The sequence below is a fragment of the Tessaracoccus terricola genome (genome assembly GCF_054776555.1).
This window is the reverse complement of sequence record NZ_BAAHBS010000005.1, coordinates 69,946-85,002: the sequence shown is the minus strand read 5'-3', so window position 1 is coordinate 85,002 and position 15,057 is coordinate 69,946. Positions and strand designations below refer to the sequence as shown.

Here is a 15,057-nt window from a genome sequence, read left to right as displayed (position 1 = left end):
ACCGGCGGGGTGCGGCTCACTCGCCGGGGTTGCGGACCCCGATGGTGAGCAGCACGTTGGCGTAGATGCGGGCCTCGCCGGTGGCGATGACGACGGCGACGTTGTCCGCCTTGGCGGAGTCGTAGAACTCCCAGCGGCCGTGCTCGGTGAACGGCACACCGTCGAGGGCGGTGCGGAACTCGTCGAGGATGGGCACCTCGGTGATGCCGGTCTCGGGTGCGGGGACCATGACCTCGGCGGCCTCGATCGGCACCGTCGCCTTGACGACGTCGAGGACGTCGGTGGCGTTGATGAGGCCGGGCGCGAGGTTCAGGAACACCACGGTGGAGCGCGGGTTGGCGAGGGTCTCGTGCGGGTAGTTGGAGTCGGCGATCAGGATCTTCGCCCCGTGCCCCGCGCCGGCGAGGGCGCGCAGCAGCGGGGGGTGGATCATCGGTCCGTTGATCATTTCGTTCCTTTCGATGCCCTACGGGTCTTCGGCGGTGCGGGGGTGCTGGAGCGCACCACCAGCGAGGGGTTGATGAGGGTGTGGTCCGGTGCGCCGCCGTCCATCAGGTTCTTCAGTTGGGCGACGGCGGCGTGGCCCACCTCGCTGAACGGCTGCCGCACCGTGGTCAGCGGCGGCCAGAAGCAGTACGAGCCGTCGGCGTCGTCGAAGCCCACCACCGCCACGTCGTCGGGGATGCGGCGGCCCTGCTCGTGCAGGCGGCGCATGACGCCGAGCGCCAGCTGGTCGTTGCTGGCGAAGATGCCGTCGATGTGGTCCGGGACGTCGGCGGCCAGGACGTGTCCGTCTTCGGCGTCCCACGTCGGGCTGGAGAGCTTCTCGTACCCGATCTCGGCGTCCGCGCACGCCATCAGGAAGCCGTCGCGCCGCTCGCGGGCATCCAGCCAGTCCGCCGGTCCGCACAGGTGCAGCAGGTTGCTGCGGCCGCTCTCGATCAGGTGGCGGGTGGCCAGCCACGCGCCGTGGCGCTGGTCCACGGCGACGGTGGACACGGACTCGGGCAGACCGTAGCGCTGCCCCACGAAGATCACGGGCACGTGCGCGTGGGCGGCCTCGGCCCACTGGCTGGAGCGGCTGTGGCCGCCGAGGATGACCACGCCGTCGACGCCGATCGGGATCAGCCTGCTGAGATTGATCTCCTCGTCGAAGGGCACCAGCGACGACGAGGTCTGAAACCCCAGCTCCCCGAGGGCGCCGACGATCTCCAGGAACGTGCGGGCGTGGCCGTGGTACAGGGGCGTGGCGTTGATGACGTGCACCACGCCGGTGCGGCTCCGGGACAGGGAGCGCGCCGCCAGATTGGGCTGGTAGGCCAGCTGCTGGACGGCCGCGAGCACCCGCTGCCGGGTGTCGTCGGCCACCACGCCCGCGCCGCGCACCACGCGGGAGACCGTCTGGCTGGAGACGCCGGCGAGCTTCGCGACGTCGGCCAGGCTGGCCCGCTTCGGGTGCGATTGCGTGGTCATGGCAGGTACTTCCTCGTGGCGGCCGTGGCGCCGATGACGCTACCTCGCTGCGAGGGCGCCAACTGGCCCATCACCTCGAACTGCGCCAGCAGCGAGCCGAGCGTGGAGGCCTCCGCCGGGCCGGCCACCACGGGAACACCGAGAGCCTCGGCCGTGAGGCGGCACAGCAGCTCGTTGCGCGAGCCTCCCCCGACGAGGTTGAGTTGGCTGGCCGGGCTGCCGGTGAGCGCCGCCAGGTCTGCCACCCCGCGGGCGTAGCGGGCGGCGAACGACTCCAGCAGCGTGCGCACCAGCTGCCCCTGGCTGATCTCCGTCGGCCCGCCCTGGGCGACGAGGTCCGCCGTGACCCGGGCCACCATCCCGCCCGGCTCGGCGTAGCCGGGCTCGTCCGGGTCGATCAGCAGGCCCAGGGACTCGGCCTGCTCCGCGGAGGCGACCAGTTCGACGATGTCACTGGGCCGGCCCGCGGCCTCCCAGTCGCGCTGGCACTCCTGCAGGATCCACAGGCCGGTGATGTTGAACAGAGGCCGCACGCCGGCGTCGCCGCGGGCCTCGTTGGTGAGGCCCAGCGCGCGGGCCTCGTCGGAGAGCAGCGGCTCGTCGCGCAGCACCCCGAGCACGGACCAGGAGCCGCAGGACAGGAAGAACGTCTCGCCCTCCTCGGCGCGCTGCAGGGCGTGGACGGCGCAGGCCGAATCGTGGGCGCCGGCGCGCACGACGGTGAGTTGCTCCAGTCCCTCGACGGTGCAGGGGCCGACGACGTCGTGCTCGGCCGTCAGCTCCCCCATCCAGGTGCGCGGGATGCCGAGGGTGTCGAACACGTCGGTGGCCCAGTCGTCGGCGCCGGGCGCGCACAGTCCGGAGGTGGAGGCGTGCGAGCGGGACCAGCGGCGCTGCCCGGAGAGCAGGAAGGTGAAGTAGTCGGGCAGGAACAGCACCTGGTCCGTCGCTGCCGCCACCTCGGGTTCCTCGGTGAGGAACGCGAAGAGTTGGTTGGCCGAGTTGATGGTGGCGGGTGCGATGCCGGTGAGGGCCCACGCCCGCTCGTCGGAGAGCCGCTCCCGGAATGCGTCCAAGGTGCGGACCGTGCGCTCGTCGCGGTAGGCGCGGCCCGGGGTGAGGCGGCGGCCCTCGGCGTCGAGCGGGACGACGTCGACGCCCCAGGTGTCCACCGAGACGCTGGCCGCGTCCGGGAACCGGCGGACCGCCTCCCTGAGCCCCAGCACCACCTGGTTCCAGATCAGGTCCAGGTCCCAGCACAGGTGGCCGTCGGTCATCTCCGCGCGGTGCGCGAACCGGTGGATCTCCACCTCGGTGACCACACCGTCGGCGAGCGTGCCGGCTATCACGCGGCCGGACGACGAGCCGAGGTCGACGGCGAGTGCGGTGGTGGACATGTTCTGGGGACTCCTGGTCGGGGGATGGATGTGGTTCCGCTTGTCGAGACCAACGGGGTGGTTCCGCTGGTCGAGACCAACGGGGTGGTTCCGCTGGTCGAGTAGCCGGCGAGGAACGAGCCGGCGTGTCGAGACCACCGGTGAGGGAGGTCTCGACACGGACGCGGGGCGTCCTACTCGACCAACGGTTTGTCACGCTGGTCGAGACCAACGGACGGACGGTCAGCCGTAGAGCGGACCGTAGGTGGCGCAGGCGCGGTAGTCAGCGCCCTCGAGGTCGGAGGTGCCGAAGCCCATCCAGCTCTTGGGGCGGAAGATCCGCTCCTTGGACACGTTGTGCATGTTGACCGGGATGCGCAGCATCGAGGCCAGCGTGATCAGCTGGTGGCCGATGTGACCGTAGGAGATGGCGCCGTGGTTGGAGCCCCAGGCGTTCATCACGTCGTAGACCGACGTGAACGCGCCCTCACCGGTGATGGTGGGGACGAACCAGGTGGTCGGCCAGCCGGGATCGGTGCGCAGCTCGATGGTCTTGGCCACCTCGTCGGGCAGTTCGACGGTGTGGCCCTCGGCGATCTGGATCACCGGGCCCAGCCCGTCCACCCAGTTGATGCGCGTCATGGTCACGGGCACGTCGCCGGCGGAGCGGAAGTGGGTGGAGAAGCCACCGCCACGGAAGTAGCCGCCGTTGGCGGGGTGGAACGTGGTCTCGGAGATCATCGCCTGGATGTCCTCGTCCGTGACCTCCCACCAGGGCTTCATCGTCGGGTTGCCGTCGGCGTCCTTGGCGGCGAGGGTGCCGTCGAGAGTGGTGGCGCCGGAGTTGCGCAGGTCGATGACGCCGCCGGCAGCAAGTCCCTCAGGACGGTGGCCGGTGACGCGCTCGATGGCGTCGGCGCTCCAGTAGGTGCGCACGTCGGAGAAGATCTGCGGCCGGTTGGTGAGCAGGTGGTTGAACACCATGGATGCGCCGTTGAGGTTGTCGTTCTCCGTGGCCATCAGGCTGGGCTGGCGCTTGCCGTTCCAGTCGAAGGTGGTGTTGAGCAGGGTCTCCATCAGGTCGCCGTTGGGCAGGTAGTCGGTCCACTGGCGCTGGCCCTGGAAACCGGAGATCAGGGCGCCGTGGCCGAGCGCCTCCTCCTCGAAGCCCAGCTCCGCCAGCTTGGGGTTGCCCTCCATCAGGTCGCGGCCGATGAGCACCATCTTGGTGACGTAGGGCCACCACTCCTCGTGGTCCTCCGCCGTGGCCTTGAACTGGTCCTCGTTGAAGTCCTCGCCCTGGACGAGGTTCTCGCGGACCCACTTGTAGGCCACCTCGTACTCGTCCTTGTCGTAGATCTCGAGCTTGATGCGACGCTCGATCTCCACCATGTCCACGTACTCGTTGCGCATGCCCAGGTAGGGGGTCCAGAACTCCTCCTTGACCACGCAACCGGCGATGCCCATGGAGACGCCGCCGATGGACAGGTAGGACTTGCCCTTCATCTGCGCGACGGCGAGGCCGGCGGTGGCGTAGTCCAGCAGGCGCTGGCGCACGGCGTCGGGGATGGTCTCGTCGTCGGCGTCCTGCACCTCCTCGCCGTAGATGCCGAAGGCGGGGATGCCCAGCTGGGCGTGACCCGCGAGCGCGGCGGCCAGGTAGACCGCGCCGGGGCGTTCGGAGCCATTGAAGCCCCAGATGGCGTGCGGCATGGAGCGGTCCAGGTCGATGGTCTCGGAGCCGTAGCACCAGCAGGGGGTGACGCTCAGGGTGAGGCCGACGTTCTCGCGACGGAACTTCTCCGCGGCGGCCTGCGCCTCCGGGACGCGTCCGATGGTGGAGTCGGCGATGACCACCTGCACCGGGGTGCCGTCGGGGTACTTCAGCTCGGACTCGTACAGCGCCTTGACGCGCTCGGCCATGCCCATGGTCTGGGCCTCGAGGCTCTCACGCACTCCGCGGCGACGGCCGTCGATGATGGGACGGATACCGATCTTCGGGTAGTTGGTCATGCAGGTAACACCTCTCACGTGTCGGGGAGAAAACTTTGGCTTGTGGTGCGTGGGCAGCGGCACCGCCCGGTTTGTGGGACGGTGCCGCTGCGTTCGTCAGGGGATCACTCGTAGAGGTTGGCGGCGATCTCCGGGTCATCGATGTTGTTGGCGTCGTACCAGGCGAAACCGGAGTCGATGATCTCGGGCTGCTCGATGCCGTTGACGGCCTTGATGGCGGCGACGACGGTCTCGTAGCCCATCTTCACCGGCGACTGGGTGATGGCGCCGGCCATGCGACCGTCGCGGATGGCATCCATCTGGGTCTTGCCGGAGTCGAACCCGATGACCACGAGGTCCTCGACGCCGGACTCGGTCACACCCTGGACGGCGCCGGAGGCTGCGGCCTCGTTGGTGCCGTAGATGCCGACGATCTCCGGGTTGGCCTGGATCATCGCCTTGGCGGTGTTGGCCGCGAGGCCCACCTCGCCGGCAACCTGGGGCTCGAGGACCGTGATACCGGGTGCGTTCTCCTTGATGTAGTCGACGAAGCCGTCGCAGCGCTGCTTGCCGGTCTGCGAGGTCTGGTCGTGGCAGATGACGCCCACCTGACCCTCACCGCCGGTCAGCTCGATCATGTGCTTGGCTGCCTCGGCGGCAGCGGCAGTGTTGTCGGTCTGGATGGTGGTCACGGGGAGGTCGGAGTCCACGCCCGAGTCGAACGCCACCAGCGGGATGCCCGCGGCTTCGATCTCCTGCAGGATCGGCTCGGCGGCGCCGGTGTCGAGTGCGGCGAAGCCAATGGCGATCGGGTTGGAGTCCAGCGCGGTCTGCAGCTGGTCGAGCTGCTGGGTGACCTTGGTCTCGTCGTCGGGTCCGACGAACTGGATGTCGTAGTTGAACTCCTCGCCGGCCTGCGAGGCGCCCTCGTTGACGGCCTGCCAGAAGCGGTGCTGGAAGCCCTTCGAGACGAGGTAGATGGTCTCGCCGTTGCCCATCGGGATCTCGCCGTCCCCCGCGGGGGTGGTCTCCTCGGCTCCGGTGGTCTCCTCTGCCGCGGTGGTCTCCTCGGCAGCGGTGGTCTCGGCCGCCGTGGTGTCCTCGGGTTCGGCGGTGTCGGTGGGTGTGGACGTGCTGCACGCCGTGAGGCCGAGGGCCAGCAGCGACGTGGCCGCGATGGCGGTACGTAGAAGACGCATTCTTGTCCTTCCTTTCATTCGAGCAGCGATGCTCTTGGGTTACCGGGAGCAGGCGCTCCGTGGTGGCTATTCAGTTGTGCGGGGGGGTATCAGGCCGCGGCGGCGCGGCGGCGGCGGAGGTTGTCGACGAACACGGCGATGATGACGACGATGCCGGTGACGACGAACTGCCACTCCTGGGCGATGCCCATCATCAGCAGGCCCTTCTTCAGGGTCTCCATGATCAGGGCGCCGACGACGGTGCCGAGGATGTTGGCCCGGCCACCGGCCAGCGACGTGCCACCGATGACGACGGCGGCGATCACGTTCAACTCGAAGCCCAGGCCCTCGGCGGGCTGGACGAAGCCGAAGCGGGCGGAGTACAGGATGGCGCCGAAGGCGATGAACACGCCGGCGACGACGTAGACGAGCATCTTCCACAGCTTGGTGTTGACGCCCGAGAGGCGGGTGGCCTCCTCGTTGGAGCCGATCGCCAGCGCGTAGCGGCCCAGCAGGGTCTTGTTCAGCAGGACGGCCGCGATGACGGCCAGCACGACGAAGAACAGCACCGCGTTCGGGATGCCGGGGATCAACTGCCCGTTGGCGAGCCAGCCGTAGCCCGGGTTCTTGATGGAGATCGACGCCTTGTCGGAGATGATCAGCGCCAGGCCGCGGGCCACCATCATGGTGGCCAGCGTCGCGATGAACGGCGGCAGCCCGAGATAGGCGATGTTCACGCCGTTGACCAGGCCCAGGACACCACCCACGAGCAGGATCAGGATCAGCCCACCGCCCAGGGGCAGGTTCAGCCACTCCCCCGAGAGGAAGACGCCGGCCATCACGGCGACGAGCGTCATGCCGGTGCCGGAGCTCAGGTCGATGCCGCTGGTGGCGATGACGAAGGTGGCACCGAGGGCCATCACGCCGATGTAGGCGGACTGCTGGATGATGTCCAGCGCGATCCCGAACTGTGCGAAGTTGGGGGCGGCGATCATGAAGAAGATGTAGATGCCCACCAGCGCGGCGAACACGAAGATCTGCTGCAGCGAGGAACGCAGGATCCTGGAGATCGCCGACGGCGCGGCCGCCGTCGCTGCTGCCTGCTTGGTGTCCGTGTTGTTGTTCTCGCTCACGCTGCGTCTCCTGCCAATTGGGCCCGGCCGACGGTGGCGAGCTCCATGATGTTTTCCTGGGTGGCGTCCTCGTTGTCGAGGATGCCGGTGATGTGTCCGGCGGCCATGACCGCGATCCGGTGGCTCATCCGGAGGACCTCCGGCAGTTCCGAGGAGATCATGATGATGGCCTTGCCCTGCGCGCTCAGGGTCTCGAGGAGTTCGTAGATCTCCTCCTTGGCGCCGACGTCGATGCCGCGCGTCGGCTCGTCGAAGATGAGCACGTCACAGTTGCGCACCAGCCACTTGGCGATGACCACCTTCTGCTGGTTGCCGCCCGAGAGCTTGCCCATCAGCTGGTTCACCGAGGGGGTCTTGACCCGCAGCTTGTCCGAGTACTCGGTGCCGACCGTCTTGATCTTGCCGTCGAGGATGAAGCCGCCGACGTGGAAGTCGTTCATGGCGGCCATCACGGTGTTGGCCTTGATGTCCTGGTCCAGCAGCAGCCCGAAGTGCTTGCGGTCCTCCGAGAGGTAGCCGATGCCGTTGCGCACGGCGTCGGCGGCGGTGCGGATGTTGACGGGCTTGCCGTGCAGTTCGATCTCGCCGCTGGTGCGCGGGTCCGCTCCGAACACGCAGCGCGCCACCTCGGTGCGGCCTGCGCCCATCAGGCCGGCGAAGCCGAGGATCTCGCCCTTGCGGACCTCGAAGTTGATGTCGTGCAGGAGCTTGCGGGTGTTGAGCCCGGTGACCTTCAGCACCACCTCGTCGGACTGGCGCACGTTGCGGGGGCGCGCCTCGGCGGAGACCTCGCGGCCCACCATCATGGAGATGATTTCGCGCATCTCCACCTCGTCGGTGTTGACGGTGCCGACGAACTCGCCGTCGCGGATGACGGTGACGCGGTCGGTGATCTCCTCGATCTCCGGCATGCGGTGGGAGATGTAGATCAGGCCGGTCTCGGGGGTGATGAAGTCCCGGATCATGCCGAACAGGGCCTCGGTCTCGGCGACGGTGAGCGCCGCCGTCGGCTCGTCCATGACGAGGATCCGCGAGTCGTACGACAGGGCGCGGGCGATCTCCACCATCTGCTGGCGGGCGACGGACAGATCCCCGACGCGGGTCTTCGGATCGATGTGCATCCCGAGCCGTTCGAACAGTTCGGAGGCGCGCCGGTTGAGCGCGGCGTCGTTGATCCAGCCACCCTTGTGGCTGCCATCGCGGCCGATGAACAGGTTCTGGGCCACGGTCAGGTCCGGGACCATGTTGAGTTCCTGGTGGATGATCGACAGGCCGAGTTCGCGGGCGTGGTTCACGCCGGTGACCTCCACCTGCTTGCCGTCCAGCCAGATCTCGCCGCCGGGATCGTGGGTGTAGATGCCGGTGAGCACCTTCATGAGCGTGGACTTGCCGGCGCCGTTCTCACCGCACAGCCCGAGCACCTCACCGGCCCGCAGGTCGAGGCTGACGTTCTGGAGCGCCTTGACACCCGGGAAGGTCTTGCTGATGTCACGTAGCTCGAGCAAAGTCTTGGTCACTCGCACTCCTTCGTACGTCCGCTGCACTGCTGGTCCGGCTCCGGCAGCACCACCTCAGTGTTAACGCTGCCATCGCTTGGTGTTAACGCTAGCACTCTGGTTCCGCGGATGGAAGTAGGGGTTACCAAACTGTGACCCGGGACCCGGTCCGCAAGCCCGCCATCAACCAGCCGTTGACGCCCTCAGCCGGGGCCGGAAGGTCGTGCGCGAACCACCGCGTGTCGTGATCCCATCGGGCACTACCTTCTCGATTGTGAGGAGGCCACATGTCCCAGTCCCCTGACCGCCCCGCGGGAGCCACGCTGTCTGACACCGTCGCCCGCGTCATCGAGTTCACCGCCCAGTCCGGCAACACCATCAGGCAGGGTGCCGAGATCGAACCCGTCGAGGCCGAGGCCAGCCGCAACGACCGCTCCGTCGTCGTGCGGGCAGCCACCGACGAGATCCTCGCCATCGAGATCACCGAACCCATCCGCGTCCCGGCCGCGGAACTCGCCGCACTGGTCACCGAGGCCGCCAACGAGGCCCTCGCCGCGGCGCGGGAGCAGGCGATGGAGCAGTTCGCAGGCATGCCGGACCTGGCCGAGGTGCAGGAGGGGCTGCGCTCACTGCAGGGCGAGGTCCTCGACTCCTACCGCGTCGAGATGGCCAAACTGGAGGACTTCACCAGGGGGATCGCCCGTGACTGAGGTGAGATTCGACCCCCAGAGCTGGGACGACGGCGCCCGCCGCGTCTCCGCCGGTGCCCAGGACTTCGCGGCGACGGCGAACGCGACCCTCGGGCGCGTGACGGACCTGGGCCGGCTCGGCTGCAACAACGGCGGCACCCTCGCCGACGCGGCGCTGTCCATGATCTTCCCCGCCCTGTTCCAGGCCGTGACCGAGACGGTCGCCGGGATCTCCGAGGGGCTCACCGAGGAGGCCGGCAACATGCAGGTCACCGGCACCAACTACCGCACCGTGGAAGAGACCAACACCGCGACCGCCGCAACCATCAACGAGGGAGTCTGAGGTGGGGATGCAACTTCCGGGCTGGCTGCGCCAGGCCCTCGAGTACGTCGGCTACGACTGGCCCGCCACCGACGAGTCGGTGCTGTGGGACTGGGCGCAGCAGTGGAACACGCTCGCCAATGAGTGCACCCAGGTGATCTCGCAGGTGCAGCAGGGCACCCAGGTAGTGGCCGCCGCCAACCAGGGCCCGGCCGCGCAGGCCTTCGCCGCGCACTTCGGCGGGGAGGACACCAACCTCAAGGCCGTCGTCGACTTCCGGCAGGGCGCGATGAACGTGGCCGGCGCCCACGGCGTCGCGGCCGGGATCGTGCTCACCATGAAGCTGGCAGTCATTGCGCAGTTGGTGATCCTGGCGGCGGCCATCGCGTCGGCCATCGCCACTGCGGGGCTGGCCTCCGGGGCAGCGCTGGCCGCCAGACAGGCTGCCAAGTGGGCCATCGAGGCGGCCATCAACATCGCAGTCGAACAGATCCTGGCGGCCTGACATGGCGAAATACCCGAAGAAGATCGTGGACCTCGCCAACGGCGGCATCTTCAAGCGCGTCGTGGCCAAGCACTTCCACTTCAGCAAGGCCACCAGGGAGAGCATCGAGAAGGCCCACAAGAAGGGCGACGACCTGGCCGCGAAGAACCCTATCACGGGCCGCCGCAACGCCTACGTCGGATCCACGCCCAGCAAGAAGTCGCAGGTGGGCCAGGACGTCATCCGCAGGATGGACGGCCAGGGCAAGATCAGGGGCTGGGACCCTGACAACCCGTCGGAGCTCAGCAAGGTCAAGGTGTTGGGCGAGGACGGCAACTGGTACAAGCTGCAGGACTGCGACATGGGACATGTGCCCATCGATGCGGTCACCTACTGGAACAACGTGGGCCGCTACCACGGCCCGAAGAGCGACGAGGTCCGAGACTGGATGACGGACCCGAACAACTACGAGCTCCAGCCCAGCCACATCAACCAGGCCGACGGCCGCATCATGGGCAACTCGGGGTTCACCTACCAACCCCCGGTGACGCTGCCCGACGGCGTGGACATCAAGGACTTCGAGACCGACATCCTCGAACAACTGAAGAACTTCAAGGGGGACCCAGTCCCATGAGCCCGGATAGGATCTGAAGCGTGAACCAACGCCCCGAAATCCCCAAGGAACTGGACAAGGTCCTCTACGCCAAGCTGGACTCCGCGGAGGACCTCGCAGCCGATGGTGACTTCACCGGAGCCCTGGCACTGGGTGACGAGGTCTGGGAGGGCCTGCCCGAGCCCAAGCTCGGCTGGGACTACTACCCCGAGATCCTGTCCCAGAACATGTGCGACTGGGCCATCGAGGCCGGCCGTCTGGCCGAGGCAGCCACCTGGCTGGAACGCACGGAGAAGGCCTACAGCTCAGGCAGCCTTGCATCGCAGGCACTCATCGGGTTCAAGAAGGCGAAGCTCTACTACCACGCAGGCCAGCAGGAGCTGGCCTACGCCTACTTCGACGCCGACTACAAGGCCAGCGGCAAACGCAGCTTCAAGGAGGAGCCGGCCGAGTACTGGCAGTTCTACGAGACCGCGAAGGCCGCGGGCGGCGTCGCTCCCGAAGCCTCCACCGGCGGCACCGCACCGGGCGGGACCACGCTGTCGGCGGTCCCGGAGGCCGGCGACGGCGCCCCCACCGGCGGCGACCTCCCCGACGACGTCCACGCGGAGGTCACGCGCCTGTTCCAGGAGGGCGCCAACTACGAGGACCTGAACGCCCCCGACGCCGCGGTCGAGTGCCACACCAAGGCGCTCGAACTGCTCCCCACCCCGCGCACCCAGTGGGAGGCCGCGACGCTGCTGTACACGGCACTCGCGGATGCCCTCGGCGCGCTGGACCGCTGGGCGGATGCCTACGAGGCGCTGCAACTGGCGCTGCAGTCCCCCGGCGGGCGCGGCAACGGCTACGTCTGGTTGCGGCTCGGCGACGCCCACAAGGCGGAGGGTCGCGACCCGCAGGCGCTGGAGGCCTACACGTCGGCCTACATGCTCGAGGGCGACGAACTCTTCGAGGACAGCCCCGAGGAACTCGCCTGGCTGCAGCGAGAGGGCATCGCCTGATCGGAGCCGAACAGGCCCGGCCGCCAACTCGGCGGACCGGGCCTTTCTGGTTCATCGGCGCCTGGCCCCATGCCGCCCTAGTATCCAATCCATCTACTTCAAAGGTTGAGGAGACCTACATGCCCAAGACATGGCGTCGAGTTGCGGCAGTGGCCGCGGCCTGTGCGCTGATGACCCCCCTCGGGTTCGCAGCCGCAGACACAGACCTGGGTGATTCCCGGGACCACGTGACACCCCCCGATCTGACCACCAGGTTCGCCACCACAGGGAAGTGGTTCGTCGAACTGGAGAGCGAGCCCACCACCTCGGGCGGCTCCGAGCGCACCATCCGCGCGGAGCAGGACAAGTTCCTCAAGGAGGTGGAACGCAAGACCATCCCGATCACCGTGAACAGCAAGTACGAGGACCTCTTCAACGGTCTGGCCGTGGAGTCCGACGCCGAGGGTGCTGCAGCGCTGCAGAACCTGCCCGGCGTCGTCGCCGTCTACCCGGTGTTCCCGGTGGACCGTCCCGAACCCCAGGACATCTCGCAGGACCTCTACTCCGCCGGTGACATGACCGGCGCCACCACCGTGCGCAGCGAACTGGGCTTCACGGGTGAGGGCGTCAAGGTGGGCATCATCGACTCGGGCATCGACTTCGACCACCCCGACCTCGGCGGCACCGGCACCGACGGCGGGGCCTTCCCCACCGAGCGGGTCGCCTACGGCTGGGACTTCGTCGGCGACGACTACAACGCCAACCCCACCTCCCCCACCTACCAACCCGTGCCCAAGCCCGATGCCATCCCCGACGACTGCGGCGGCCACGGCACCCACGTGGCCGGCATCGTCGGCGCGAACGGCGAACTCACCGGCATTGCGCCGAACGTGACCTTCGGCGCCTACCGCGTCTTCGGCTGCGACGGCTCCACCGACACCCAGATCATCCTCGACGCGCTCGAGCGGGCGCTGGCCGACGGCATGGACGTCGTCAACATGTCGCTCGGTGCCGCGTTCCAGACCTGGCCCGAGTACCCCACGGGCGTCGCCTCCAACCGCCTCGTCGACGCGGGCGTCGTCGTCGTCGCGTCCGCCGGCAACGAGGGTGACTACTTCACCCAGGTCACCGGCTCCCCCAGCGTCGGGGAGAAAGTGATCGGCGTCGCCTCCTACGACAACACGCAGGTCACGCTCGCCGAGATCCTGGTCACCGACGCGGAGGGCGAGTCCGAGTCCATCGGCTACCTGCCCTCCACCGGCTCCCCCGCCCTGGACGATTCCGTCAACGGGCAGGAACTGGCCTGGACCAGCCACCCGGAGGCCTGCGAGGCCGACACCGCGGACCTGACCGGCAAGATCGCGGTCACCAGCCGCGGCACCTGCACCTTCCACGAGAAGGCGGTGGTGGCGCAGAACGCCGGCGCGTCCGCTCTGATCATCGCCAACAACGACGCCGGCTACATCAACGCCACCGTCGAGGGCGAGACCGAGATCACCATCCCCGTGGTCACTGTCACCCAGGCCGAGGGCGCCCTGCTCCAGGCCGCCCTCACCGACGACGACGGCGTGGTCCCGACCGCGGCCGTCACCGGCGACAACACCCTCCACCCGAACCCCACCGGCGGGCTCGTGTCCGACTTCTCGTCCTGGGGCCTCGCGGCCGACCTGACGCTGAAGCCGGACCTGGGCGCGCCCGGCGGCTCCATCTACTCCACCTACCCGCTGGAGAGCGGCGGCTTCAAGACCGAGTCCGGCACCTCCATGGCCGCACCGCACGTCGCCGGCGCCATCGCGCTGATGCTCGAGGCCGACCCGGACCTGCAGCCCGCACAGGTACTGACCGCGTTGCAGAACACCGCCACCCCGACGATGTTCTCCTACGCACCGGACCTCGGCATCCTCGACGCCGCCCACCACCAGGGCGCCGGCCTGATCCAGGTGGACCGCGCCATCCAGGCCGCCACCAGCGTCAGCCCCGGCAAGATCTCCACCGGTGAGTCCGCGGACGGTCCGTTCACCCAGACGCTGACCATCAGCAACGACACCGACGCCGAGGTCACCTACGACCTGAGCCACGTCGACGCCGTCTCCACCTACATGGACCCGACGGATCCGGAGGCGACGCAGAACGCCGTCGGCTTCGCGCTGTTCGAGTCGCAGGTCTCGTTCTCCGCGCCGTCGGTCACCGTCCCCGCGGGCGGCACCGCCCAGGTGGACGTCACCATCGACGCGGACCCGGAGGCCGTGGCGATCGAGGGCACGCAGTACAGCGGCTACGTCGTGCTGCAGGGAGCCGAGGGCAGCGATCCCCTCACCGTCCCGTTCGCCGGCATGGCCGGTGACTACGGCAACCTGGAGATCTTCCCGGACCTGGAGATGGGCCTGCCGGCCATCGTCGTCCTCGAGGGCTGCACCATCTGGTCCGAGCAGCAGTGCATCGATCCCGAGGTGCTGTTCGAATACGCGCCCGAGGACCACGTCTTCGGCGAGGCTGACCGCGACCTGCCCACCATCGCCCTCCACATGGCGGTGCCGGTGCTGAAGGTCGAGGTCCAGGTGCTGGAGGTCGACGCCTCCGGCAACCCGGTGGAGGACAGTGTCCTGCCGGCCTACTCCGCAGACCTCCTCGGCCGCGACGCCGGGCTCAGCCTGTGGACGTGGGACGGCCGGGTGCAGGGTGCCGACGGTCTCGTCGTCGAGGTGGAGCCGGGCGACTACGCCCTGCGCATCGTCGCCCACGAGGCCGACGGTGACGGTGGCACGCAGGAGTGGACCTCGCCCGGTTTCGGCTACAAGAACACTCAGCCTGAGCCGTCCGAGGAGCCCTCCGAGGAGCCCACGCCGGAGCCGACGCCGGAGCCCACCAAGCCCAACCCGCAGGTGGACCTGTACTCCACGCCCGGCTACCACGACGTGAACGGCCGCAAGTGGTTCACGGTCTGTGAGCCCTACTCGCAGACCGTGCGCTGCCGCACCAGCATCATGGCCACCACCGTGGTGCAGGAGCAGGGCCAGTACGTGGCGAAGAACGCCTGGGTGTTCAACAACCTCACCTACCTGCCCTCGGCCAAGTCCCTCTGGGGCGCCAACCCGCTGGGCGTCGTCGGTGAGTGGACCGCCGAGGACGGCCGCAACTGGCGCACCGAGTGCAACACCCCCACCACGGGTGGCAACGGCTGCCGCAGCTACGTGCAGTCCAAGGTGATCGAGGTGAACCCCGCCGGTGGCTTCCGCTGGACCACGAAGTGGGTGTTCAACAACATCGTCCGCTTCAGCTAGTCCCCGAACAAGGCTGCGGCCCGTCCCCTTCGCAGGGGGC

At 68.5% G+C, this 15,057-nt stretch carries 13 protein-coding genes; 6 read left to right on the top strand and 7 right to left on the bottom strand.

The annotated features are described in order from the left end of the window. Window positions 1-16 precede the first annotated feature (16 nt). From ACYU7G_RS10245 to ACYU7G_RS10215, 7 genes are all read right to left on the bottom strand, one after another. On the bottom strand, window positions 17-448 hold the full coding sequence (locus tag ACYU7G_RS10245; RefSeq protein WP_461107450.1) for an RbsD/FucU family protein: 432 nt from the start codon (window positions 446-448) through the stop codon (window positions 17-19). Next, window positions 445-1,473, bottom strand: a complete 1,029-nt coding sequence (locus ACYU7G_RS10240) for a LacI family DNA-binding transcriptional regulator (RefSeq protein ID WP_461107448.1) — start codon at window positions 1,471-1,473, stop codon at window positions 445-447. The genes ACYU7G_RS10245 and ACYU7G_RS10240 overlap by 4 nt, the downstream gene beginning before the upstream one ends. Beyond that, a complete protein-coding gene (locus ACYU7G_RS10235) occupies window positions 1,470-2,870 on the bottom strand; it encodes a rhamnulokinase (protein WP_461107446.1) in 1,401 nt (466 codons plus the stop codon). The genes ACYU7G_RS10240 and ACYU7G_RS10235 overlap by 4 nt, the downstream gene beginning before the upstream one ends. A 222-nt stretch (window positions 2,871-3,092) precedes the next feature. Next, on the bottom strand, window positions 3,093-4,862 hold the full coding sequence (locus ACYU7G_RS10230) for an L-fucose isomerase (RefSeq protein ID WP_461107444.1): 1,770 nt from the start codon (window positions 4,860-4,862) through the stop codon (window positions 3,093-3,095). Between the two features lie 104 nt (window positions 4,863-4,966). Next, window positions 4,967-6,040 (bottom strand): substrate-binding domain-containing protein, encoded by a 1,074-nt coding sequence (locus tag ACYU7G_RS10225; protein WP_461107442.1) that lies wholly within the window; start codon window positions 6,038-6,040, stop codon window positions 4,967-4,969. An 89-nt stretch (window positions 6,041-6,129) separates the two neighbouring features. Continuing rightward, window positions 6,130-7,152, bottom strand: coding sequence for an ABC transporter permease (locus ACYU7G_RS10220; RefSeq protein ID WP_461107440.1), 1,023 nt, complete (start codon window positions 7,150-7,152; stop codon window positions 6,130-6,132). After that, a complete protein-coding gene (locus tag ACYU7G_RS10215; RefSeq protein WP_461107438.1) occupies window positions 7,149-8,669 on the bottom strand; it encodes a sugar ABC transporter ATP-binding protein in 1,521 nt (506 codons plus the stop codon). The genes ACYU7G_RS10220 and ACYU7G_RS10215 overlap by 4 nt, the downstream gene beginning before the upstream one ends. Window positions 8,670-8,935: 266 nt before the next feature. Here ACYU7G_RS10215 and ACYU7G_RS10210 point away from each other — a divergent pair, with 266 nt between their 5' ends. The 6 genes from ACYU7G_RS10210 to ACYU7G_RS10185 all read left to right on the top strand — a co-directional run bounded on the left by ACYU7G_RS10210 (window position 8,936) and on the right by ACYU7G_RS10185 (window position 15,017). Then, on the top strand, window positions 8,936-9,358 hold the full coding sequence (locus tag ACYU7G_RS10210) for a YbaB/EbfC family nucleoid-associated protein (RefSeq protein ID WP_461107436.1): 423 nt from the start codon (window positions 8,936-8,938) through the stop codon (window positions 9,356-9,358). Then, complete coding sequence (locus tag ACYU7G_RS10205; protein ID WP_461107434.1) at window positions 9,351-9,680, top strand: hypothetical protein; 330 nt, start codon at window positions 9,351-9,353, stop codon at window positions 9,678-9,680. The genes ACYU7G_RS10210 and ACYU7G_RS10205 overlap by 8 nt, the downstream gene beginning before the upstream one ends. Before the next feature lie 7 nt (window positions 9,681-9,687). Next, window positions 9,688-10,164, top strand: a complete 477-nt coding sequence (locus ACYU7G_RS10200; protein WP_461109563.1) for a WXG100-like domain-containing protein — start codon at window positions 9,688-9,690, stop codon at window positions 10,162-10,164. 1 nt (window position 10,165) lies between these two features. Then, complete coding sequence (locus ACYU7G_RS10195) at window positions 10,166-10,777, top strand: hypothetical protein (protein ID WP_461107432.1); 612 nt, start codon at window positions 10,166-10,168, stop codon at window positions 10,775-10,777. A 20-nt stretch (window positions 10,778-10,797) separates the two neighbouring features. Further along, window positions 10,798-11,757, top strand: a complete 960-nt coding sequence (locus ACYU7G_RS10190; protein WP_461107431.1) for a hypothetical protein — start codon at window positions 10,798-10,800, stop codon at window positions 11,755-11,757. Between the two features lie 119 nt (window positions 11,758-11,876). Then, entirely contained in the window at window positions 11,877-15,017 is a 3,141-nt protein-coding gene (locus tag ACYU7G_RS10185; protein ID WP_461107429.1) for a S8 family serine peptidase, read from the top strand. The last annotated feature ends 40 nt before the right edge of the window (window positions 15,018-15,057 follow it).